Here is a 22,997-nt window from a genome sequence, read left to right as displayed (position 1 = left end):
TGGCGGCCTTCCTGGAGGCCTTCCTGGCGGCCTTCCTGGCGGCCTTCCCGGCGGCCTTCCCGGCGGCCTTCCCGGCGGCCTTCCTCGATCCCCTGCTGCTTCCAGTCCCGGGTCCACTCGGTGACGCGCTCGGCCAGCATGGCGCTTACCTCCTCGAGATCGTTGACATGCGGGACGTCGATGCCCGGCATCCGGGCCGGCAGGAGCACCCGCTTGATCCAGACGGTAAATGACCGTCGAAGATCTGCCTGGGCCGGGTCGCGCAGCCACTGGGCGAGGGCGAAGAGCACGTCGCGCAGGTCCTCGGGTGTGCGGCTATTTTCCATCCGGAAGAGCGCGGACGCAAGGTTTCGCAAGTTCGCCGGGGCCGCGGCGGCCAGGGCGCCCTCGTCGAGCAGGAGGTAGCGGGCTACGGGCCGGTAGCGCTCGAGGCCCCCGGGATGGGGCCCGAGTAGGTCAGCCAGGTCGAGGGGGGCGGTCCAACGCTGTGTGCCGTTGTAGAGAACAATGGGAACCACCGGGGGCAAATGGGCGCCGACGGCCACCGCGCCGGAACGAACGAGATCCTGGTAGAGGAGGCCGCGGTAGGTAGAAAGGCGCACGGCCATCATGGGATCGACCGTGCGCTGGAATTCGATGAGCATGTAGACATAGAGCCATTGCCCGCTCCAGCGCACCCGCCAGATGACGTCGTCTTCCCGTTCCCGGAGGTCGTCGGAGACGAAGCTCGTGGAGACCTTCTGCAGGGTGGAGAAGTCGAGTTGAGCCACCCACTCCTCGGCGACAAAGCCGGTAAGCAGATCCTGGATCATGCGGGGGTGGGAGAAGAGGAGCTTGTAGCCCTGGTCGTGTTGTGCCATGGGGGCCCTCTCGCGAAGCGTCGAGGGGTGGGGGTCCAGGATAGGGCGCCGAGGGTGGCGCCACTCTACCCGGGTTCGTCTGGGAGACAAGCCGGGAGCCTGAAGCACAAGACCCGGAACGGAAAACTCGATGGAGGGCGCAGCTTGGTACCGGGTACCGGGAACTGGGAACTGGGAACTGGGAACCGCCCTACTCCCGGCGGCGGGCGTTTCGCACCCACTCTGCGAAGAAGGCGAGGAAGACCCCGAGGAAGGCGCTGGCGGTGAGGCCGAGGGCGGCGATCAGGGCGCGCTTGGGCTTGACCTTGTGGTCGGAGACCGAGGGGGGGTCGATGAGCTCGAAGGCGAAGTGCTCCACGTTTCGGGCCATCATGGCCTTTTCCACCTGCTCGGAGAGGAGGCTCTGGAGCTTGGCCACGATGACCGGGTCGGTGGCCCGGACGAGCTGCTCCTCGGCGAAGGCTCGGTTGGCCTCTATCTTTCGAAGCTCGTCCTCCTGGATGGAGAGGGCGAGCTCGGTGAGAAAGGCCTCGAGGATCTGTTTCGCGCGGGCGGTCTGCGTCCAATCGAAGGAGAGCCTCAGCACCCCGGCCTTGGGGTCGTTGCGAACGGTGTAGAGCCCGGCGAGCTGCTTCTCTGCCGTCCAGAAGGTGGGGACGTCCTCGGGGCGCTCCACGTTCCACGCCTTCTTCTCCGGGTCCCAGTCGCGGGCGAAGAGGACGGGAAGGAGGTCGTGCTTGGCCACCGTGCGCTGGAGGAGCCGCCGGCTCTTGAGGAGGGCCTCCAGGCGGTTGGCGTCGGCACCCCCGAGGGACACCCCGAGACTTCCGGCCACCTCGGCTCCCAGGCCCCCGAAGGCGGCCAGGGCCATGGAGGCCCCGCCTGCCCGCTTCTGCTCCGGCGGGGCGATGACGGCCTGGGCCCGGTACACGGGGGTGGCGAGGAAGGCGTAGGCCAGGGCGGCGCCGGTGCCCAGGAGGGTGACCAGGGCAACGAGGAGCCATCGCCGGCGCAGGACCGCCAGCAGGTCGAGCAGGCTGATCTCGTCGTCGGGCGGAGGGCCCCAGAAGGGGGGGTAGACGGGGTAGGCGCCGGGCGGGGCACCCTGGGGGCCGGGCCCAGAGGAAGCGGTCGGGAGGTCTGGCATACGGGCGAAGCCTCTGGGTCGGGATGGGAAGGCGGCATCATAGGAAACCGGGGCCCCGGGGGTCAAGGGGGGGAGACGAGGCGGGGCGAGTTCCCGGTTCCAGGTTCCCAGTTCCCGGTTAAGATCTCAACCGGGTCTCAACCGGGAACAGCGGCCTGTGGCCGCCGACACCGGGAACAGCCGCCGCAGGCGGCCGACACCGGCCCCTTCGGGCAGGCCAGCAGGGACCTTTCACGGCCGGCGGTTCAGAACAGCGCCACGGCCACCCCGGCGGTGACGGCGATCTGGAAGAGGACCTGGGTGATGTCTTTGAGCTCCCTCATGAAGCTCACCCGGAGGACCTTCTCGGGCACGAGCACGGTGTCGCCCGGCAGGAGGTCGAGGCTGCGGATGCCCCCCCGAGACCACCAGTTGCCGGAATCGGCGCTGCCCGGGCTGACCACGGTGCCGTCGGCACGGACCACGTAGATGCGCCGGTCCTCCGCGTCCGGGGTGGGTCCGCCGGTCTTCTGGAGGTAGTGCTCCACCCGGCGGTTGTCGGGCTCCCAGAGCAGGCTCGTGGGGTTGTAGACCTCGCCCACCACCGCGACGGTCTGGGGGGTCTTGGGCAGGGCGAGGGCGTCGCCGTCTTCCAGGACGATGTCCCACTGGGTGCCCCGGAGTTCGTCCAGCGGGAGGGCCCGCATCACGACGCGGCCGGTGGCCCGGACCGCCTGGAGCTTCTGGAGGAGCTGCCGCTGGGCCTCCAGGAACTGCCTCTGGGCGGCCACGTCCTCGGGGCTCAGGGCCGTCTGCACCTCTGCGGAGGCCGCCCGCAGGACGGTCTGCTCCAGGGTGTCGCGCAGCTCGTCGAGGCGGCGCTGCTGCTGCTCCCGGGCGCTCTCCCGGGTGAAGACCGCGCCCCGGAGGTAGGCTTCCGGGGTGTAGCCCCCGGCGCGCTCGAGGACGCTGGAGAGGCGCTCGCCCTTGAAGATGTAGTAGGTGCCCGGGAACCGCACCTCCCCCGAGAGCTCGACCTTCCAGGTCTCGCGCCACTCGGGGATGGTCTTGACGAAGAGCTTGTCCCAGGGCCCCACGGGCAGGTTGGCCTCGGGGTCGCCGGCGAGGGCCCGCTCCAGGGAGAAGCGCACGGTCTCCACCTCGGCGATCTCGCCCTCCACCACCCGGGTGCGCACCACCTCGGCCTCGGCGAGGTAGGCCTGCTCCCTGACGCCGCCGGCGGCGAGCACGAGGTCGCGCACCCTCATGTTCGAGGCGTGGGGGTAGGTGCCCGGGGCGTTGACCTGGCCCGACACGCTCACGGTGCGCACCGGCGCGAACTGGAAGGCCGAGTGGATGACCACGTGGTCCTGATCGCGCAGGAGCAGGTCCTCCGCCGGGTCGGACTGCAGGGCCCCCTCGAGGTGGAAGGTGTGGATCGTCACCTCCTTCGAGCGCCGGTCGGTGCGGTAGAGGTGGGCCACGGGCAGGTAGGCATCCTTGGTGAGGCCCCCGGCCTTGAAGACGAGCTCCCTCGCCGTCATCCCCCGGGTGAGGGGGACGCGGCCCGGCCGCTTCACCTCCCCCTCGATCCGGACCGTCTCCTCGAAGGTCTCGTCCCAGACCGAGTGGACGATCAGGTGGTCCTGGTCGGCGAGCTCCAGGTTCTCTGCGGGGTCGCCGGCGAGCGCCCTGCCGAGGTCGACGTAGAGGGTTTCCCGGGAGCGGTCCGGCAGGTACCGGAGCACCTGCGCCCGGCTCAGGAGCGCCTCGGGCCCCAGGCCGCCGGCCAGGCGCACCAGGTCTGCGACCCGGGCCCCCCGGGGGATGCGGTACAGGCCCGGGCTCCGGAGCTCCCCCGTGGCCTGGGCCTGGAGGGGCGGGCGAAACTGGTACCGGGAGAAGATGTAGACTTCGTCCCGGGGGCGAAGCGCGAGGTTCTCGGCCGGCCCGCGGCCCTCCAGCGCCGGGCCGGGCCGGAAGGGGAGCACCTCCCGCGTGCGGTCGGGCCCGGTCTCGCGGAGCACGACACCATAGGACAGGTCCACGTCGGGCTTGAGATTCTCGGTAGAACCCAGGAGGTCGGCCACCCGCATGCCTTCGGCGAAGGCGTAGGCCCCGGGCCGGTACACGTGGCCCAGGAGCGTGACCTGGTTGCGGACTTCCGGGTCCAGGGGAAAGACCCGGACCACGTCGCCGTCGCGAAGCTCGAAATCGCCGGCCAGCTCGGAGAAGGCCACGTCGAGGACCTCGCGCCGCCGGTTTCCCTCGGCGCGCTCCACCTGGAGGCGGCCCCCGAACGCGTCGGGCTCGAGACCTCCGGCCAGCTGCAGGAGGGCCCGAAGGCCCTCGCCCTGCCTGAGCTCGTAGATGGCAGGGCGCTTGACCCGGCCCTGGAGCCGGACGAGGGTCTCGGCCTTGGGCAGCACCACCACGTCGCCGTTCTCCAGGGGCCGGTCACCCCGGGTCTCGCCCTTCTGGATGAAGTCGTAGAGATCGAGGGTGGCCGCCACGTTGCCCGCGCGGCGCAGGAGCACCCGGCGAAGCGAGCCCAGGGTGGTGGGCCCGCCGGCAGCCATGACCGCGTGGATGACGGTGGAGAGCGGCGTCAGGGTGACCGAGCCCGGCCGCTGGGCCTCGCCCACCACGAAGACCTGCACCGATCGGGTGCCGGAGAGCGTCACCGCCGCGCTCACCCCCGTGATGGACTCCGCCCGGGCCTTGAGCAGCGCCCGGGCGTCGGCGTAGGCCAGCCCCCCGACCCGGACGGGCCCCACCCGGGGGAACTGCACGCGCCCCTCCCCGTCGACGACCAGCCGACTCTCGCTCTCGAAGCGCCCCCAGAGGGTGACGAGGAACTCGTCGCCGGGCCCGATGACGTAGGAATCCGGCGGCGGGGTCCCCGCGGGGGGGGTGAAGAGCGCAGGTGCCTGATCGAACACCCCGCGGCCGAAGCGCTCCAGGGAAGGGGCCGGGGAGTCCGGGGTCGCGCCCTTGACCTCTTGGAGGACATCCCGGGCCAGCCCGCCGGCGCGTTGACGCGCGCGGCTGAGCTCGTCGCCGTGCGACGCCTCGGAGATCTGAAGCTCTGCGCGCTTGCCCGCGAGGAGCTCCGACTCCGTGGGGTCGAGCACGCCGTCGCCGAGGAAGGTCTCGACGTAGGAGCGGTAGACCAGGAGCCGCCGGTGCGCTTCCACGGCACCGGCGATGACCTCCCCCGCTTCCCCGGGCTCCAGGCCCAGCTCCTGACCCCGAAGCGCCAGGAACTTGCGGTCGTCCTCGGAGAGGACCCCGTCGCGCAGAAGGACCTCCGCCTGGCGCCGCAGGGCCCCGCGGTGCTCCTGCTTCCTCTGCTCCTCCCGCTCCTCCTCGGCCGCGGCCCGGCCTTCGTCGGTCGTAAGCGAGCCTGGCACAGCGGCAGCAGGAGGGGCCGGCGTCGAACCCGGGGCGGGTCTTTCCAACTGCCGCAGCAGACGGTTCACGTCCAGATTGTCGGGCAGCGAGACCCCGGGCGGGAGCTGGGCTCGGGCAGCCGAAGGAGGGCTCGCGGCCAGGCCGGAGCCCGCGAAGGCGAGGCAGAGCGCGAGCCCGAGGACGTGTGGGCGCATCAACAACCTCTTGGGCGTCGGAAAGCTCCCGGCCGGGGAAGGTGGACCCGGGAGGTGGCCCGCCGGGCGCTCCCGGGGGGGAGCGTCGCCAGGGCAAGGGTGGCGGCGAGGGCTGGTCCCGTCATCACGGCCTTCTCTCGGGGGGTGAAACCGTCGGGGACCCGCTCGGCGGGGTGGGGAGCACCTAGGCCTGGGGGCGCCCCGCGGCGGCGGCATCGAAGCTCTGCGTGGAATCGCAAACGACCCTACCGGCTGGGCAGGGACCGCCTCCCGGGAGGCCAACCAGGGAGGTAGGATACGGGAGTCCCTCCCCTCACGTAAAGTCACGGAGAGCATATAACACCGGCCTGCGAGGGGAGCAAACGGCCGTCGGGCGCCCGGGGTCGCCGGGCACAAGGCAATGGCCTATCCACCTTGCCCGGACCTTGCACCGCCAGGCTGGAGGGGCGCAGAGAACTCGGCGAGCCCCTTGGCGAGACCCCTTGCGGTCGGTGGAGCTGGCCACTCCCCCGCAGAAGCCCGACGATCTACAGGGTGGTTGTGACGGCTCGGAAGAAAGGCCCACCCCTGGCGGGGTGGGCCTCTTCGTTCACGGCCGCGGGCGCCCCCCCACTCCGGTCAGCCCGGGGTCTCCGTCTCGTTTTCCGTCTCGTTTTCCGTCTCGTTCTCGGTTTCGTTCTCCACTTCGAGCTCGAACTCGAACTCGTTGGAGCCGTCGTTGGCGAAGGCCTTGGGCGCTTCGAGCTCGGCGCGCTCCCAGGTGATGCCGGCCGGCGTCTGGGTGCCCCGGAACTTCACCAGGGTGCCGGCCACGCCGGCTGCCTGGAGGAACGCCGCGCGGGTGATGTCTTGCCGGGCGGCGTTCTCGAAGCGGCTGTCGCTCACCGTGGAGGTGTCCACCTCGGCGCCGAGCACGGTCACCACGTCTCCCGCGACGCCGGAGCTCGGCCCCTGGAGGATCACCCGACCGTCGGACCGGGGGTCTTCCCGCTCCAGCCGGGCGGCCACGGCGCTGCCGCCCTCCAGGAAGCCGCGCAGGTCGACCCGGTCGCCCACCTGGAGCTGGTCCAGCCCGAAGGGGGAGACGTCGTCGCGCTTGTCGCGCAGGATGGTCGACGCATTCACCTGCACGGTCACCCCGAGCACGGTAACGCTGCTCGCCGTCTTCGCGCTCACGTCGCCCTGGAGCTTCACGGTCTTGGCGAGCTCGAAGGAGACCTCTCGGACCACGAGCACGCCCTGATCGTTCACCTCGCCCTCCACCTCCACGACCCTGCCGACGGCCAGGCTGGCCGCGGTGCCGCGCCGGAACTGGGTCTGGGCCGTGGTGGTCACGAAGCGGCCGTCCACCTCGAAGTCCGTGGCCGAGACAAACGAGGTGATGATGCCCTTGGCCCGCACCTCGATGCCGTGCTCGAGCTCGGGGTTCTCAGCCTTGATGAAGGAAGCGACCACCGCACCGCCAAGGAGATCCTGGTCGCTCTTCACTTCTACCACGAGGCCGTTGGCCAGGCCGCCCGCCGCCGCGACGCTCGGGTCGAGCACCGCCAGGCCGTAGTCGACGGTCAACGTGCCGAGCCGAAAGGTGTCGGCCGTGGTGTCCAGGTTCGCCACGGTCCCCTTGACCTCGAGCTCGGCCTCGGGCACGTCGTCGAAGCCGGCTCCCTTGCGCTGGACCCGGGTGGCCCGGAAGGAGCCGTCGGCGGACCGAAATCCGCTCACCTCCACGAAATCTCCGACCACCAGAGAGCCTGCGCCCCCGGGGAGATCGGCAAAGACCGTGGTGTCGATCAGGCGCACCACCTGATTGAGGACGCCGATGGTGCCGGTACTCGGGTTGAGCACGGCCGTCACCGGCCCCTTGAGCTCGTGTACGGCCTCGATGCCCTCGGCCCGGCCGGTGACCCGGTCGTCGTTGAGCTCCGCCTCCACGCGCACCACCATGCCCACCTGGAGGTCGTCGAGGCCCTTGGGGTTGTCGTCGATCTTCACCGGAGTCCCGGCGGGAGTCTCGAGGGTCAGGCCGTTGACCCGGATACTGCCGAAGCTGTCGATGGTGCCCGAGACGAACGCGGACCCGGAACCCCCGGTTCCGCCGCCGCTGCTCCCCCCACTGCTGCCCCCGCAGGCGGGGAGCAGGGCGAGGCTGAACAGGGCCGGGGCCAGCAACCAACGAACGATTCTTGTCTTCATGACTTGCCTCCTTCTCGGGGTTGAACGGCGGTGCCGTTGCTTGGTCGCGCAGGAAACCTTGCGTTGAGCTCGTTCATGGCCGGGCGGCTCCCTCTTTTCCGCGCGGCGCCGGTGGGTTCGGCCGCGCGCGTCGCACGGCAGCCGCCGGCGGTTCGGGTGACGAAGCGTGGATCTCGGTGCCGCGAACCGCCGCCTCTTCACCGTGGCTCAGCGGCGGCGGTTCGGCGGGAACGTCCTCCTCGAACACGTACACCCCGGTCACCAGGCGCTTGCGCCCGGCCCCCGCCACCTCCGGCGTCACGTCGCGGTCGTGACGGGCGAAGAGCCGGTCGAGCTCTTCGATCAGGGCCTGGGCCCGTCGGCCCGCCTCCCGGCGCAGGGCCGCCGACGCTTCGTCGGGGAGGTTGTCGTAGGACACCTTGCGCTGGAAGAACGCCTCCTCCGGGGGCGCGTCCAGGTTGTGCCCGATGGCGGCGATGAGGTCCGAGACGTCGGTGCCGAGGATCTCGATCTTCTCCTGCGCGCTCATCCGGGGAACGTAGGACCGTTCCAGCAGCTCGATCCGCCCGTCGGGAAGCCGCGCGACCGTGCCGACCCGCAGGAGCTCGTCGAGCACGGCCCGGGCGGGAACATCCCCGCTGAAGCGGCGCACCAGCTCGGAAAAGCTCGCCCCAGGCCCCTCCGCCGGCAGGGGCGCGGGCTCCGCAGCGCCCTGGTCGGCCCCTGGGGCTGCCTGGAACCCCGGCTCCCGCACCCACGCGCTGACGACCCGGGCCGCCCGGTTGTACCGCAGCTCCGCGTCCGCGTCCGCCGGCTCGGGCTGGCGGCGCAGCCGCGTCACTTCCTTGCGGGAGAGCCCCGTGAGCACCGCCGCCCGCGACGCCGACGGCCGGCGCCCGGGAAGACCAAAACCGTCGTCGGCCGCAGCCACGAAGGCCCGCTTGGCCCACTCGGCGAACTCTCCGTACGCCACGCCGTGGCGCAGGAGCACCCGGGCCAGGCTTCGCAGGATCTTGTCGGTGGCAGCCGCGAGGGCTCGGGAGGTCTGGGTAGCCATGGTTGGGATTTTCGTCCCAACTCTGATCTGCCGCAAGAGACCGATCGGGTAAGATTTGTGGCTACTTGACCATTGAGATACAGATCACGAGGAGGCCGGGGAGGCAAGAGGAGGAAGAGGGAAGGCCCTGAAGCGCCAGGAAGAGGCCCCGAGCCCGAGGTGGTGGGGGTTACCGGACAAGTTTCGAAATATCGCGATCAAAGCTGAATGTTTGCCAACCCCTGGCTTCCGCGGTGGCCACCACGAGGGCATCGACGATGTCCACGGGCTTCTTGGCGAAGAGCCTCAGGGCAGCAAGAAGGACCGCTCGGTCTTCGTTTGCAACCCCCCGATACCCGAGTACCCCCAAGAGCCGATCGGCGACCTCGGCTCGGGGCACGCCGTAGACCTTGAGGAGAACATAGACACATTCGACGAGAACGCCCTCGGGGATGAAGGCGCGCGTATCACCCCGAATCACCCCCTCGAAGAACACTCTCGCCCGTTGATGATGATCGGGATGGTCGGCCAGCAGATAGCGGAGTATCACGTTGGCATCAACGACGTGGATGTTTTTCACGCATCGCCTCCGTCCACGCCGTGTCCTTCTCCTGATCGGGGGAGACCGATGGCAGTGCGTAGCGGCTGAGGCTTCCCGCAAGGTCCCGCACCGGTTCGATGCGAATGGTGTCTTCGTCCGCCACGATCCGAACGGTATCCGAAGCGAGCAGTTCCCTTACCCCCCGGGGCAAGGTGATCTGCCCCTTCGGCGACACCTTGACGACTCTTTCCACGGGTTGCATCGCAGCTCTCCTATGCCTCGCGGGTGCATTCAGCCGTGCCGTTCCCAGCGTACCCGTTCCGTGAAACGCTCTCAAGGTGGGCCAACACGATTCGGCGGGGGCAGAGGTTTGGCCGAACAGCAGGCGAGCCGGCGGAAGGCCAGCCGCTGGAGCGGCCCTTGCGGGGCCGCATCGCCTGCGGGAGCAGGCTCCTACCCGGGGGGAGCCGCGCGGGGCCCTCACGTCGGGCCACCGCACCCCAACTCGGCGTTCCGAACCGGAAGATGGTTCGTCCGAAACCGAACCCGAGACCTGCCCGCGATCACTGGGTTCCCAGAAACCGGGACCAGGGGTCCTCGGTGGGCGTCCGCGGCACGCGCCTTGCCCGTTGCGCTTGGGAGACGGGGGTCGATCCGAGCAGGAGCGCCACTGCCGCCTCGAGTTGCGGGTCCTGGGCCTGGGTGATGGTGCCCTCGGCCACGGTTGCCTCGACGAGGAGATCGGGGTCGATCCCGATGCCGTGGTAGGAGACCCCCGACGGCGGAAGGATGAAGTGGGAGGTGATGAAGAGTCTCGAGCCGTCCAGGAGCGTCACGGCGTCCTGGCGCACGCCCTTGCCGAAGGTCGCCGTGCCTACCAGGGTCGCGACTCCATAGTCCCGCAGGGCGGCTGCCGTGACCTCGGACGCCGACGCCGTAGCGCCGTCCACCAGGACCACGAAGTTCTCCGGGGTCACGCCGGAGAGGTTGGCAGCGAATCCGCCCAGGTAGCGGGAGGTGTTCTGGAACAGCGTGCCGTCGAAGGTGAGGATCGGGTGGGTGTTGGGGGGTTCGTCGTTGTCCACCAGGTAGTCGGTCAACTCGAGGGCTCCGGTGACGCTTCCTCCCCCGTTGCCGCGGAGGTCCAGGATGATCTTGCCAGGGGCGGCACCCGCCTCCTGGGAGAGGGCCAGGTAGTCGTCCCGGACGTGCTGCCCCGTCAGCGTCGTATACCTTCGCACACTGAAGTAGGCGACGTCGGGCTGCAGGAGAAATGCCAGGTGGACCTCGGCGGCGGTCGCCACGACCACGAGCCGCCCGCCGCGGTCGACCGTGATCTCCGCCTCCTCGGCCTCCTCCCGCGGCAGGAGCTCCAAGGCCTGGTCCAGCGTCAGGCCCTGGACGGAGGCGTGCACGACGCCCGGCGGGCGATGCACCGCGACGATGCGGTCCTCCGCCTGAAGGCCGTCGTACCACGCCCTCGTGAAGGGAAGGACCTCGGTGACCGTGAGCGGGCCTGAATCGGAGACCGTCTCGGCGCCGCCGAGAATCCCCAGGCGCAGCCCAATGGTGGCCCTCGCTCCGGTGAGGGCCGGCTGCACGGCATCCTGGAAGACCGATGCGGCGAAGAGGCTGGTGAAGGGATCGGTGAGCCGGAGCTCCGCCACGTAGTCCGCGAGCGTCGAAAACCCGTCCAGGGACCGGGGCAGGAGCTCGGGATACAGGTACAGTCGCTGGTAGCGAAGACACCCCTGGGCGAGAAGGAGGTCCACGGCCTCTCCCAAAACGGAGGTTCGGCACGCAGGGGCGGCCTCCACCGCCGCGTAGACGGCGGTCAGCTTTTCCAGCGTCACCTCGGCGGGCAGATCTTGGGGAATGGCGAGCACTAGCCCCGTGCTTCCCCCCACCAGGAGATCCCCCTCCCTGCGAATGCCGGTCGGATCGTCGGCGTCACTCGAGCCTCCACAGCCCCAGGGCAGGAGTGCGAGGAGCAGGAGAAGGGGGGCTATCCGGTGGTCCGTCGGGACGTGCCGCGGCATGGGGTGTCCTCGGAGAGGGGTCCTTCAGGGCGAGAAACCAATGGTTGGACCGGTGCCGCGTCGACACCGGGAGAGAAAAGAGGGGAGGGACCCCAAGCGAGCCCCTCCCCTCTTCTGCAGTGAGACGTCGGGGGGGGGGGCCCCACGGCGGGCCGCGCCCCCGCTTGGCTCAGGGTCCGACAGACCCCTGGACCTGGGTGGCGACGAAGGCCTGGCTGGCACCCCCTTCGTCCAGGAAGGTGCCGACCACGGCGCCGTCCAGGTTGAGGCCGTAGGCTCGGCTGATGCCGGAGGCCTGCACCGGCTCCAAGAAGGTCGGGTCGGTGAAGTTGTCGTCCCACACCACCGAGGCATCCTCGCCCAAGGCCAGGGCGCCCGTGGCGACGCCGGCCAGGCGGCCGCTGTGGCTGACGGCCCAGGCGGCGCCGGGGGTGTCCCCGAGCAGGGTCGGCCCGGCCGTCATCACGGCGGTTTCCGGGTCCACGGTCCACGTGGCCGGCCGCAGGGTGCCCTCGCCGTCGGTGACCTCGCCCGCCACCAGGCCGGCGTCGTTCACGCCGTAGGCCGCGCTGCCGGTGCCCAGGGCGACGAGGCCCAGATCCACCGGCCCCGCCGTCTTGGCGCCGTTGACGTCCACCTTCCACGCCACGGCGTGCACGAAGCCGTCGGCGCCCATGCTCTCACCCACCACGAGTCCTCCGTCGGCCACGTAGAAGGCCGAGCAGGGACCCTCCACGGTCAGGCAGCCCAGTTCCACGGCCTCGCTGCCGGTGGTGGTGCCTGCGTCCCACTTCCACGCCACCGCGCGGTCCACGCCGCCGGCGTCCTCGGCCTCGCCGACCACCACGTCGGCGTCGTTGATGCCGTACCCGGCGCTCCAGGCGTCCAACGCCAGCCCCGGCAGAAGCACGGCGGCCGCGGTCGCATCGTTCCAGACCACCGCGAAGAAGCCGCCGAGGCCGTCGCCCGACTCGCCGGCGATCCGGCCGAAGCCGTTGGTGTCGTACGCTGCGGAAGACGCGCCTACCGCGAGGGCGCCGAGGAGCTGGCGGCCGGTGGAGCCCAACTGCCACCTCGTGGCGTGCACGGTCTGGGCGACCGGGTCATCGGAGAACCCGACGATCTCGCCGGCCCCGTTGATGGCCACGGCCGCGCTGAAGGTGCTCTCCGCCGGGGTGAGGGTCCCCGGGGTGAACTCGGCGAAGCGGGTGTTGTCGAGCGGGAAGCTGTCGGCGTCGTTGGTGACGCCGTCGCCGTCCGCGTCGGGGTCGAGCACGAGGCCCGAGGCCGCGATCTGCTCCGTTGTGGCCGCGGGGTTGAAGAAGTCCGGGCGTCCGTCGCCGTCGGTGTCGGCCCACGCCACGAACTGGAGCGGGAAGGCGTCGTTCACGTTGAGCACCCCATCCTTGTCTGTGTCGGGGTCGCGGGGGTCGTTGCCCGCCAGGAACTCCTGGAGGTTGGTGAGGCCGTTGCTGTTGAGGTCCACCCCGGCGTCGGAGGGGTCCAGGGGGTCGAGGCCGTTGGCGACCTCGAAGGTGTTGGGCATGCCGTCGCCGTCGGTGTCAGGGTTGCGGGGGTCGTTGCCCGCCAGGAACTCCTCGAGGTTGGTGAGGCCGTTGCCGTTGAGGTCCACCAGGGCGTCGGCCGGATCCAGGGGATCGAGGCCGTTGGCGACCTCGAAGGTGTTGGGCATGCCGTCGCCGTCGGTGTCGGGGTTGCGCGGGTCGTTGCCCGCCTGGAACTCCTGGAGGTTGGTCAGGCCGTTGCCGTTGAGGTCCACCAGGGCGTCGGCCGGGTCCAGGGGATCGAGGCCGAACTCCACCTCCCACAGGTTCGGGATGCCGTCGCCGTCGGTGTCGGGGTTGGTGGGGTCGTTGCCCGCCAGGAAGTCGTCCAGGTTGGAGATCCCGTCCCCGTTGGCGTCGGCCAAGGCGTCGGCCGGGTCCAGGGGATCGAGGCCGAACTCCACCTCCCACACGTTGGGCAGACCGTCGCCGTCGGTGTCGGGATTGCGGGGGTCGTTGCCCGCCAGGAACTCCTGGAGGTTGGTCAGGCCGTTGCCGTTGAGGTCCACCAGGGCGTCGGCCGGGTCGAGGGGATCGAGGCCGTTGGCGACCTCGAAGGTGTTGGGCATCCCGTCGCCGTCGGTGTCGGGGTTGAGGGGGTCGTTGCCCGCCTGGAACTCCTGGAGGTTGGTCAGGCCGTTGCCGTTCACGTCGGCATCCGGGTCGAAGGCCGGGTCGGGGACGAGCCCGAAGTAGTGGATCACCCACCCGTCCGGGATTCCGTCGGCATCCGAGTCGGCAAGCGCTGCGGCGTCGGCGATGCCGTCGGCGTCGGCGTCGGCGAAGGCCGCAGGAACCCCGGCCGCCGCCGGGAGCGCGGCGGCGAGGCCCGCCGCCGAGGCGGAGGCGCGGCCCGTGGTCAGATCGATGTCGATGTCGCCCAGGCTGAGCGCCCCGGTGCCGGCCGGCACGTTGAAGGTGACGCGCCCGGCGATCTCGAGCACGGCGAGCACGGGGCCCGCGGCGTCGGTGAGCCGGATCTGGATCAGGTAGTCGCGGCCCTCGATGAGGCCGGCCAGGGTGACGGCGCTCTCGGTGCCGAGCGCCTGGCTCGCGCGCACGACGTTGCCGGGCGCCTCCACGGCGACCACGGCCAGCGGCAGGTCGGCGGCCACCCGCGCCGCCGTGCGGGAAGCGTCCGGGGCCGCGACCTTGGGAGCCGCGTCGCGCAGGACGGTCCCCGAGAGGGTGGCCGTATCGGGTCCGCCGCCTCCCCCGCCGCCGCAGGCGGCCAGGGCCAGGGGCAGGAACGCGGCCAGCAGGATCATGGGCGCTCTGCGAAATCTCGTGTTCCTCATGGTCTCCACCTCCCTTCTGGGTATGACGGCTGGATCGGTCGGGTGCGGGTTGCTTCGGATTCTCTCCATGTGGCGTCCTTTCAGCGAACGGTCAGCGGCTGGTTCAGCAGGGAGACTCCGTTGGACGACTCGACGCTCACGGCGGCGGTGCCCGAGGGCACGGCCAGGTTGCCGCCTTCCAGCGTCCAGGTGCCGTCCGGGCCCACCGGCACGGTCCCGAGGGCCGGGCCGCCCAGGGTGGCCCCCGCGTGCACGGTCATGGTGGTGCCCTCGGGGCTGCCCAGGGTCACGCCGGCCACGAGCCACTTGAGCACCTTGGTGCGCAGCTCGGCGGTGTTGACCTGAATGTCTTCCACGAGCACGGTGACCGCGGCGGCGTTGGACACGAGGCCGCAGAAGTCCGTCACGGTGTAGGCGAACGTCGCGACGCCCGAGAACCCGGCGGCGGGGGTGAAGGTGACGGTGCCGTCGGCGTTGGCCACGGCGGCACCGCTGCCTGCCGGCGCGATGGAATCCGCGACGATGGCAACCCTCCCAGGCGCGGGGGTCACGACGATCGGGCCCTCGACCGGGTCGACCACGACGTCGGAGTCGTTGGCCAGGACCCCGACGACGACCGGCGTCGCGGCCAGGGTGGCGGCGGCGTCGTCAACCGCTGTCGGCGCCACGTTGTCCGCCGTGCAGCCGGAGACCTTGCCCACGACCGAGAACTGGGTTTCCGAGACCTGCGTCGCGTCCGGGAAGGTGATCGTGACGGCCGTGGGGCCGAGGGGGCGCAGGGGGCTCGAGAGCGGGCCCGGGGTGATGGCGTCACCGAGAAAGCCGGGAGCACCGGTGCCGTTGGAGGCGAAGATCTGGACGGCCCCGGGCAGCGCGCCGGCGAAGTCCGGCGGAACACCGGAGGCCCCTCCTTCGCCACGGAATTCACCGGCCGTGATATCGGCCGGAACATTGAAAGTGAAGGTGGCGCAGGGCGTCTCGACGGTGTAGTCCCCGGCCGCCACGAGGTTCTGCACCCGGAGGAGCGCCACGTTGCCCACGGTGTTCGTTTCGCCGACCGCCGCCGGGCCTGCCGCTTCGAGGACGCACTGGGCCAGCACGGAGACGCCGTTCGCGTCGAACTCCGCCACGGCCGCATAGAACAGGGCTTCTCCGATGTTGCCGTCCACGAAGCCGCCGTTGGGGTCGATCAGCTCGGGAATGCAGGGCGGCTGCTCCGCTGCGGGGAGGGCCGGGTCGAACTCGTCGCAGAGCTGCAGGCGCAAGCCCACCGCATCCTCGAACCAGAGCGGGAAGCCCGTGCCCACCGGGCCCGGATCGACGGGTCCCACCGCCGCGAGATCCGCGTTCGCCGGCCGCGCCGTGCCGAAGACCAGCACCGCGGCGGCAAGCGGTGCCGCCAGGAACGCGCCCGCCGCCATGATTCGTGACCACCTTGTTGGTCTCATGATTCCTTCTCCCTTCGTCCTGCATCTGTCCGGGTGCCGCACTCAGCGCACCCTCAAGGGAACGGCCGTTCGGGACACCCCGTTGGCCGACTGCACGCTTACCATTCCGGAAACGCCAGGGCCCGCCAGGGCGCCGCCCCGCAGGGACCAGACTCCGTCGGGGCCGACCGGGGCGCTGCCCACGGCCGGGCCGGCGAGGTCGGGCCCGGCGTGGACGGTGATCCGGTTCGGGAGCACCTGCCCCCGGATCTCCCCCGCCGGGTTCAGGCCGGTGTGCACGTTCACGTAGGCGCGGCCGGCGTAGAGGGCCGCCAGCGCCTCGGCAAACGTCGTCACGTCGCCCTGGGGGGTGAGGCCCGCCGCGGTCAGGATTCCGTCGAGGCCGCCGCTCCCGGTGCCAACCGTGAAGTCGGCGGAGGCGAGGGTGAAGAGCACGCCTCCGTTTTCCCCCGGGGCTCCCAGGTGGACGTGGGCGGCGGTAACAGCCCCCGAGAGGCCCGCCACGTCGAGGGAGAAGGCAAGCTCGGTGGCCTCCGCGTTCCGCACGAAGGTCGCCGCGCCGGTGGCCGTGGTCTCCACCGGCGGCACCTCCTGGGCCCCGCCCAGGGCCGAGCGCAGGCTCGCGTCGGAGCTCGTGCCCTCGACGGTCCACTTGAGGAGCCTGGTGCGCAGCTCGGCGGCGGTCACCTGGAGGTCCTCCACCGCCACGGTGACGGCGGTCTCGTTGGAGAGAAGCCCGCCCGTGTCCTGGGTGAAGTAGGTGAAGGTGTCGAGCCCGGTGAAGCCGGGGGGCGGGGTGTACTCGAAGACCGCCTGCCCCAGGAGGAGGTCCACGTTGCGGAAGACCGTGCCGCCTCGGGCCGTGACCCCCTCCATGGCGAGCCCTTCCGCGCCGGGCACCGCCAGGGCCTGCACGTGGAGCCCGTGGACGTTGGTGTTGGCGGGGTTTGCCGGGTTCAGGGGGTCCAGGGGGTCGAGGGCGCGCACGTCCACGTCGTTCGCCAGGGGGTAGAGGATCTCGTTGCTGCTGTTCGGGGCCGCCCCGAAGCGGTCGGGGTGGGCCACGGGCGCCAGGTTCGCCCCGTCGTTGAAGACCTTCCCGGCCAGGGTGAAGGCCTCGAGACGCACGGTGTTGGACGCGGAGGCCGCGTCGAGGAAGAAGCCGGGAGCCGGATCCACGAGCTCCACCTCGAAGAAGTCGTTCACGCCTCCCGCGACGGGCACCGTGAGGAGCTCTTCCAGGCCGGTGACGGGGTCCACGAGCGCCGGGAGGGCCAGGTAGGCGTTGCCGTTGAGGAGCACCCGGCTTGCGGGGTCGCCCGGGGTCGTCAGGAACGGCCCGATGCTCCGGTCCGGCCCGTCGTCGTCCACCCGGGGCGAGACCAGGGCGGGCGGCTCCGGGGGGACGGGTCCGTCGCCCAGGGCGGCGACGAAGGAGTCGGCCGAGGGCTGCGCCACGCCCACGTCCTGGGTCTGGTTGATGGCGCGGATGCCCGGCGTCGCGATGTCGTAGGTCACCTGGCCGAAGGGGTGGGTCACCCGGTACTGCCCGGCGACGGGAACATCGATGCGCAGGCGGATGCGGCCGAAGGCGACCTGCTGGCCGTCGTTGGGGATCTCGTTGAAGAAGCCCGCCTCCAGGGCGCTGTCGAAGATCACCTGGCCGGCGAAGCCGTTGGAGCTCAGGTAGGTGCCTGCCGTCCCCGCGAACCACCAGAACGCCTCCGAGCCGAAGTTGAACGGGAAGGAGATGGGGAGCCCGGGGAAGAACTCGTCGGTGAGACAAGGGATCACCGTGGTCTGGTCTGCCGGATTCACGGTGTCCTGGTCCAGGCAGAGCTGGAGCCTCAGGCCGTTCTGGTCCTGGTACCAGACGGGGAAGCCGTCGGCGATGCTGACGGGCCCGAAGGAGTCGAGCGCCGCCCCCGCGCCGGTGCACACCCCCAGGACCAACGCCGCCCCGAGGGCGCCCGCCCGCATCCCTCGCAGGGCGTTGGAACGCCCCTCGCTGTGCTTCCATCTCATGCATGCCTGCAAGCGGTTGCGCACGGTTCGCACCTCCCTCAGAAGCTCGGCTTGAAGTGAAAGTCTTCCGTCCCGTCCCACAGGAACGGGCGCAGGGGCGGGAGCCCCTGGGCGGCGCGGCCGGCGGCGCCCACCGCGGGGATGGTGCGAAACCGGGTCTCCAGCGCCGTGCCCCCGTGGCGCTTGGGGTGGCCCTGTCCCAGGTGGCCGTGGCCGTCGGGAATGCGGATCTCCGGGTGGTCGAAGGGAGCCGCCTCCTGGCGCACGCGCTCGTCGGTGAGGGCCAGGAGGAAGTCCACCAAGGCCGTCACATCGTCCTCGTTGAGGCCGATGGCCCGGATCGCCGGGTCGAGGTTGGCGAGGTTGGCCTCGTGGAAGTCGCCGCCCCGGTCGTAGAACTCCACGGCCTGCATCAGGGTGAGGGTGCCGCCGTTGTGGAAGTAGGGGCCGGTGAGCTCCACGTTGCGCAGCCCTGGGGTCTTGAAGGCGCCGTCCACCGCTACCCGGGCCACCGGGGTCGGCGGGCACACCACGGGGATGGCGGCGAAGGGGTCGGGGACGCACCCGGGGGAGGGCACGAAGCGATCGTCGAAGTTCAGGAACCCGAGCTCCTCGCTGCCCTGCACCAGCCCGGCCTTGATCACGGCCTGGCGCGAGAAGGAAAGGGGGTTCCCGAAGGGGGTCGTCCCCCCCCGGCCCCGGTCCTCCGCCACCGGCCGCACGCCGATGTTGTAGAACCCCAGGTCGTAGTTGGCGCTCTCCCCGTCCCCCATGGGCATCACCTCGATGAGCCCCGGCTCGTCGGGGGCGAGGAGCTGCGTGATGGAGGCGCCGGTGAGCTCGGGGCCGAGGTGGCAGTCGGCGCACCCGGTGCGGCCGCTGAAGAAGACGTTGAGCCCGTCTCGCTGGCGCGCCGTGAGCGCCGCGGGATTGCCCCGGAGGAACCGGTCGAAGGGCGTGTCGTCGCTCACGAGCGTGCTCTGGTACATCTGGAGCGCCAGCCCGAAGAAGAGGGCGAAGTTGGCCTCGATCTGGGCGAAGCCCGCCCCCTCGCCGCTGGGCACCGCCTGCGTCGACTGCCAGTACCGCGGGTGGAAGGCCGCCTGGACCATGGCCCGGTAGGTGGTGGCGAGGCCCCGGGCCGAGGGGTTGCCGGTGAGGGTCGCATTGGCCAGGGCCCCGAGGGTGCTGTCCGTGGGGTGCACGGCCTGCTGGGCCAGGGGCTGGAGGTCCAGGAGCTTTCGCCCCGTGTCAGGGAATGTCCGCCCGTCCCACGACATCTCCACCGCGTTGTTCACGGGGCCCACCGCCTGGGAGGCGAGCGAGGCGTTGTTCAGCAGGACGAGCTCCGGGGCGAGCCCCTCCCCGTCGTCCACCCACACCCGGGCATCCGGGTCCTGGGGCCCGAAGGGATTGACGCCGTTGAAGAAGTGGTTGGCCCGGCCGTCGAGGAAGTTGGCGAAGTTGAAGACCGCGTTGATGGCCGAGGGGGTGTTGCGCCCGGTCACCTGGCGGGCGTTTCGCCGCATGCGCTGGAAGACCCGGTCCTTCTCGGGAGCTGCGTCGTCCTCGGCGCTCCCCTCGCGGATGCCCTGGAACCGGGCCAGGGGCACCCCCTGGGCGCCGACCCGGTCGTCGGAATCCGAGAGGACCGCCGGGTCATTGGGGTCCACGCCCCCCGTGCCCCGGTTGTCCGGGTCCACCAGCTTGCGAAACGGGAAGTCCTCGCGCCGCAGGGTGCCGCCCGGGCCCACGGTGTCGAAGACGCCGTCGATGCCCGGGTTCAGGGTATTGGTCACCCGCTCGTCGGTGCCGGCCTTGAAGTGGCACGACGCGCAGGCCGTGGCGCCGTCGCTGCCCACCTGCATGTCCCAGAAGAGGGCCTTCCCAAGCCGGACTGCCGCGGCCTCCTTCTCGGGCGGGATGATCTGCGCCAGGTCATGGGTGCCGCCCTGCACCTTGCCCGGGGTGCCGGCCACGTTGGGCCGGGGGATCGGCACCTGGTCCAGGGAGACCGGCAGGCCCTGGGCCCACCCGCCCTGGGCGCCGCTCACCAGCCCGACAGCCGCAACGGCGGCTCGGAGGAGGGTGCTTCCCCGTTTCGGGCCTCGGGTCGGGTCCGTGGTCATCCGCGTCCTCCGCTCCGGCGTTTCGTGCCAGCTCTCAAGGATGAACTTTGTAGTCAAGGATCATTCCACGATTCCACTGATGCGTCAGTAGGGGAATCTCCCCATTGGGGGGTGGGGCGGCACCCCATCCGCAGCTCCCGCCCCAAGGCCCCTCTCCCCCGGTCCGCTCGCTGCGCACCTCCCCTACGCCACGATGATCTGGGCTTGGGCCGTGTAGAAGAGGGCGTCGTTGGTCCAGTTGCGAAACTCCATGCTGGCCGTGTGGGTGCCCGCAGGCACGTTGTGGAAGAGGATGTCCCACCGCCGAGCCGTGGTGAGCACGAAGGACTCCCCGGCCGGAACGGTGAAGGGCTGGCTGTACTGGGCCCGGTCCCCGTGGCCCAGGGTGTGGCCGTCCACCGCCACCACCTCGGCGTCGAGGGGGAACGTAAAACGCATCGTCGTGTAGCTCGCGTTGAGGAGCCGCACGAGCACGGTCTGGCCGGGGGTCGCCCGCACGGAGACGCCGTCGGGCGGGACCGTGGGCGGGCGGGCCGGCATGCCGGGCGCCTGGGGCACGGTCCACGGGGCCGAGACCCCGGAGATGACGAAGTACCGGGGGTCGAAGAAGTGGAGCCCCGGGGGCAGCGCGGGATCGCCGTCGTTCACCAGGGGCGTCTGGGGGTTGAACTCGCCGTTCAAGTTCCCGTTCCAGTCCGAGTGGTAGAAGAACCCCGTGGGGTCCCCGAGGGGCGCCGGGTCCGCGATGCCGTACTGGCGGCTGCGGTTGGCGAGCTCGCGCCACCGGGGGTCGATGTCGTCGGGCACCCAGATGGCCTCCCGGTCGTAGCGCACCAGCTCGCTCCGGCGGCGAACGAACCCGGGGCCTCCCAGGGCGTAGGGGGCGGTGAGGCCGCTCCCGACCGGGGCCGGCGGGTCCACCAGGAGCATGCCGTACATGCCCATCTCGAAGTGGAGCACGGTGTTTCGGTGGCAGTGGTAGAAGTAGGTGCCCGCCTCGTTGGCCTGCCACTGGTACACGTAGTCGGGGCCGGCGACCTCCACGGAGAGCTTCCCGACCCCGTCGTTGAAGGCCGTGGGCTCGATGCCGTGGTGGTGGATGGTGTGGGGGCCGCCCCGGTTGTTCATGCGGGTGTGGCACACCTCGCCCTCGACGCAGCGGATGGGCGCCGAGGGCCACGTGAGGATACCGGCCGCCGTGTCCTCGAAGGGCCACATCTCCACGAACTCGAAGGTGCCCGTACCGCCGGTGCGCACCGGGTAGACCGGCAGGTCAAAGTCGTGCAGCCCTTGGCGCTCGAACGTCCGGTCCGGGGCGACCCGATCGGGGGTGGGAAGATCGTCGAGGGTCGGGATGAGCCCCGCCGTTAGCTCGGGGACGAGGAGGTTGAGCCGGTGGGTGACGGCCTGCTCCTCCGGGGTCGGGAGATCGGCGACGTTGCGAGTGAGGAGCTGCTCGCTCGTCGGCACCGCGACCCCGAACTCCTGCATCATCACCAGGTCGGCCGGGCTGGTGAGGGGGTCGAAGGTCGTGGCTCCGTCGTGGGTGTGGAAGTCCTGGTCGCGCGGGATGATGTCTTCTATGGCCATTGCATCGCTCCTCTCTTGGCTTCGTGATCTGGGATGGGTCGGTCCGACTGCCCGGGGTCGGCCCTCAGCGCACGTCCACCCGGACTGCGTGCAGCTCGCCGCCGTGGAAGTCCGGCGGGGCTCCCGGCACCACGGCGTGGACGCTGAGCCGCCGGCTGGGCGCTACGGGGAGCGCCCGTCCCCGGAACTCCCAGGTGCCGTTGGCCCGCACGGTGGTGCGGCCGAGCATGGGCCCGGTGTGGTCGTGCCCCGCGAAGAACATGAGCTCGGTGCCGGGGCTGCCGGAGTACCGGCCCTCGGCGTGGAGGCGGTTGAGCTTGAGCCGCAACTCGGCCTTCTCCACGGAGATGACCCCGTCCAGGCCGGGTACGTGGTGGAGGATCTGGCTTCGGTTCACCCCGAACACATCCTCGGTCCAGGTGTCGACGGGCCCGTCCACCTGCCAGTGGCAGATCAGCCCGTTGGGGTAGTTGCCCCCGGCCGCGGTCTGGGAGAGCTCGTTGTGGGAGTGCATGGGGTAGACGAGCGGATAGGGCTCCTCCACCGGCGGCCAGGCGTTGGCGGTGCCGCCCCGGGCGATGCGGTCCACCACGGGTGCCACCACGGCCCGGTCGGCCGGGACGTCGGGCGGCATGATGAAGGGGACGAGCAGGTCGCGCCGGTCGCCGGGGGCCATGGACCAGGTGTCGAGCCCCGCCACGTTGCTGTGCACGAAGCCGTTCTGGGGAAGCCGCCGGTCCGGTGTCCAGGCGTCGTCCACGTGATAGGGAAGGCTCGTCACCCCCGGCCGCCCGAAGGCGTTGTTCGACGTCAGGAGGTAGGCGTGGTTCCCATGGATGTGGGGCGAGTGGGTACCGAGGCCGGCGTTCACGTTGCGGATGAGCGCGGGTTGCCCCTCGCGGCCGAAGGGCGACACGTCGTCGCTGTGGGCCGAGAAGAAGCCCGACTTGCCGTTCATCAGGAAGTACTGGGCCAGGTAGTCCTGCTGGTACTGACTCCCGGACATGCCGGGGTTGAGGCGTAACTGCTCGTTGAGGTACGGATCCACCGTGCTCATGAGCCAGACCCAGGTGCGGGCCGGGTCCCAGGGGTGGCCGGGGAAGTGCTCCGACCCTCTGCCCGGGCTCCAGTTGAGCCGGCCCAGGTGGTCGAAGAGACTCTGGACCGCCGGGGTGGGGTTCGAGTAGGGGGTGTTGCCCCGCCGGGGCAGCACCACCAGCACCCCGTGGAGCCCCATCACGCGGTTGATCGGGGCGTTGAGGTGGTCGAAGTAGAGGTAGGTGCCCGCTGCGGGCGCCGGGGCCACCCAGTGGAAGGTCTCGCCCCGGGGGATGGGGCCGCTCTCCACGATGCCCGGGATGGCGAAGCCGTGGGGCACGCCGTCCTGGGAGCTGGGGAAACGGTTCTCCACATCGATGTGGATCGTCTCCCCCTCGTAGGCGAAGATCACCGGCCCGGGGATGCGGAGCACCGGGATGGGCTCTTCGCCGCCGCCGTGGCCGGAGTGGGCCCCGTGGGCCTCGAACTCGTAGGCCCAGT

At 70.8% G+C, this 22,997-nt stretch carries 14 protein-coding genes; all 14 read right to left on the bottom strand.

The genetic code is table 11. The annotated features are described in order from the left end of the window. On the bottom strand, positions 1–860 hold an 860-nt coding region (locus AB1578_11225; GenBank protein MEW6488467.1), incomplete at its 3' end, for an Rpn family recombination-promoting nuclease/putative transposase. Positions 861–1,050: 190 nt separating this feature from the next. Then, entirely contained in the window at positions 1,051–2,007 is a 957-nt protein-coding gene (locus AB1578_11220) for a Wzz/FepE/Etk N-terminal domain-containing protein (protein MEW6488466.1), read from the bottom strand. A gap of 245 nt (positions 2,008–2,252) precedes the next feature. After that, a complete protein-coding gene (locus AB1578_11215) occupies positions 2,253–5,594 on the bottom strand; it encodes an SLBB domain-containing protein (GenBank protein ID MEW6488465.1) in 3,342 nt (1,113 codons plus the stop codon). Between the two features lie 618 nt (positions 5,595–6,212). Next, positions 6,213–7,787 (bottom strand): DUF5666 domain-containing protein, encoded by a 1,575-nt coding sequence (locus AB1578_11210; protein ID MEW6488464.1) that lies wholly within the window; start codon positions 7,785–7,787, stop codon positions 6,213–6,215. A 73-nt stretch (positions 7,788–7,860) separates the two neighbouring features. Further along, positions 7,861–8,844, bottom strand: a complete 984-nt coding sequence (locus tag AB1578_11205; protein MEW6488463.1) for a DUF6502 family protein — start codon at positions 8,842–8,844, stop codon at positions 7,861–7,863. A gap of 169 nt (positions 8,845–9,013) precedes the next feature. Continuing rightward, positions 9,014–9,403: a PIN domain-containing protein gene (locus tag AB1578_11200; GenBank protein MEW6488462.1), complete on the bottom strand. Its 390-nt coding sequence runs from the start codon at positions 9,401–9,403 to the stop codon at positions 9,014–9,016. Next, the gene (locus AB1578_11195; GenBank protein MEW6488461.1) at positions 9,381–9,626 is read right to left on the bottom strand and encodes an AbrB/MazE/SpoVT family DNA-binding domain-containing protein; all 246 of its coding nucleotides are present in this window, start codon (positions 9,624–9,626) and stop codon (positions 9,381–9,383) included. Before AB1578_11195 ends, AB1578_11200 begins: the two co-directional genes overlap by 23 nt. A gap of 301 nt (positions 9,627–9,927) precedes the next feature. Continuing rightward, positions 9,928–11,403, bottom strand: a complete 1,476-nt coding sequence (locus AB1578_11190) for a S41 family peptidase (GenBank protein MEW6488460.1) — start codon at positions 11,401–11,403, stop codon at positions 9,928–9,930. Between the two features lie 169 nt (positions 11,404–11,572). After that, positions 11,573–14,266, bottom strand: a complete 2,694-nt coding sequence (locus AB1578_11185) for a hypothetical protein (protein MEW6488459.1) — start codon at positions 14,264–14,266, stop codon at positions 11,573–11,575. 80 nt (positions 14,267–14,346) lie between these two features. Beyond that, positions 14,347–15,714, bottom strand: a complete 1,368-nt coding sequence (locus AB1578_11180) for an Ig-like domain-containing protein (GenBank protein ID MEW6488458.1) — start codon at positions 15,712–15,714, stop codon at positions 14,347–14,349. A gap of 42 nt (positions 15,715–15,756) precedes the next feature. Further along, a complete protein-coding gene (locus AB1578_11175) occupies positions 15,757–17,739 on the bottom strand; it encodes a CHRD domain-containing protein (GenBank protein MEW6488457.1) in 1,983 nt (660 codons plus the stop codon). Positions 17,740–17,777: 38 nt separating this feature from the next. Then, on the bottom strand, positions 17,778–19,868 hold the full coding sequence (locus AB1578_11170) for a cytochrome c peroxidase (protein ID MEW6488456.1): 2,091 nt from the start codon (positions 19,866–19,868) through the stop codon (positions 17,778–17,780). A 183-nt stretch (positions 19,869–20,051) separates the two neighbouring features. After that, positions 20,052–21,458, bottom strand: coding sequence for a multicopper oxidase domain-containing protein (locus AB1578_11165; protein MEW6488455.1), 1,407 nt, complete (start codon positions 21,456–21,458; stop codon positions 20,052–20,054). 64 nt (positions 21,459–21,522) lie between these two features. After that, the coding region (locus tag AB1578_11160; GenBank protein ID MEW6488454.1) for a multicopper oxidase domain-containing protein at positions 21,523–22,997 on the bottom strand (1,475 nt) is incomplete at its 5' end.

This window comes from Thermodesulfobacteriota bacterium (assembly GCA_040756475.1).
GTDB lineage: Bacteria > Desulfobacterota > Deferrisomatia > Deferrisomatales > JACRMM01 > JBFLZB01.
The sequence above is the reverse complement of the archived record's forward strand: the minus strand, read 5'-3'. Positions and strand labels throughout refer to the sequence as shown.

What these genes read in the sequence shown, in the direction of transcription:
- AB1578_11195 (MEW6488461.1), bottom strand. Translation starts at nt 9,626, where the DNA reads ATGCAACCCGTGGAAAGAGTCGTCAAGGTGTCGCCGAAGGGGCAGATC.
- AB1578_11180 (MEW6488458.1), bottom strand. Translation starts at nt 15,714, where the DNA reads ATGAGACCAACAAGGTGGTCACGAATCATGGCGGCGGGCGCGTTCCTG.
- AB1578_11205 (MEW6488463.1), bottom strand. Translation starts at nt 8,844, where the DNA reads ATGGCTACCCAGACCTCCCGAGCCCTCGCGGCTGCCACCGACAAGATC.
- AB1578_11190 (MEW6488460.1), bottom strand. Translation starts at nt 11,403, where the DNA reads ATGCCGCGGCACGTCCCGACGGACCACCGGATAGCCCCCCTTCTCCTG.
- AB1578_11185 (MEW6488459.1), bottom strand. Translation starts at nt 14,266, where the DNA reads ATGAGGAACACGAGATTTCGCAGAGCGCCCATGATCCTGCTGGCCGCG.
- AB1578_11175 (MEW6488457.1), bottom strand. Translation starts at nt 17,739, where the DNA reads ATGAGATGGAAGCACAGCGAGGGGCGTTCCAACGCCCTGCGAGGGATG.
- AB1578_11165 (MEW6488455.1), bottom strand. Translation starts at nt 21,458, where the DNA reads ATGGCCATAGAAGACATCATCCCGCGCGACCAGGACTTCCACACCCAC.
- AB1578_11170 (MEW6488456.1), bottom strand. Translation starts at nt 19,868, where the DNA reads ATGACCACGGACCCGACCCGAGGCCCGAAACGGGGAAGCACCCTCCTC.
- AB1578_11210 (MEW6488464.1), bottom strand. Translation starts at nt 7,787, where the DNA reads ATGAAGACAAGAATCGTTCGTTGGTTGCTGGCCCCGGCCCTGTTCAGC.
- AB1578_11215 (MEW6488465.1), bottom strand. Translation starts at nt 5,594, where the DNA reads ATGCGCCCACACGTCCTCGGGCTCGCGCTCTGCCTCGCCTTCGCGGGC.
- AB1578_11220 (MEW6488466.1), bottom strand. Translation starts at nt 2,007, where the DNA reads ATGCCAGACCTCCCGACCGCTTCCTCTGGGCCCGGCCCCCAGGGTGCC.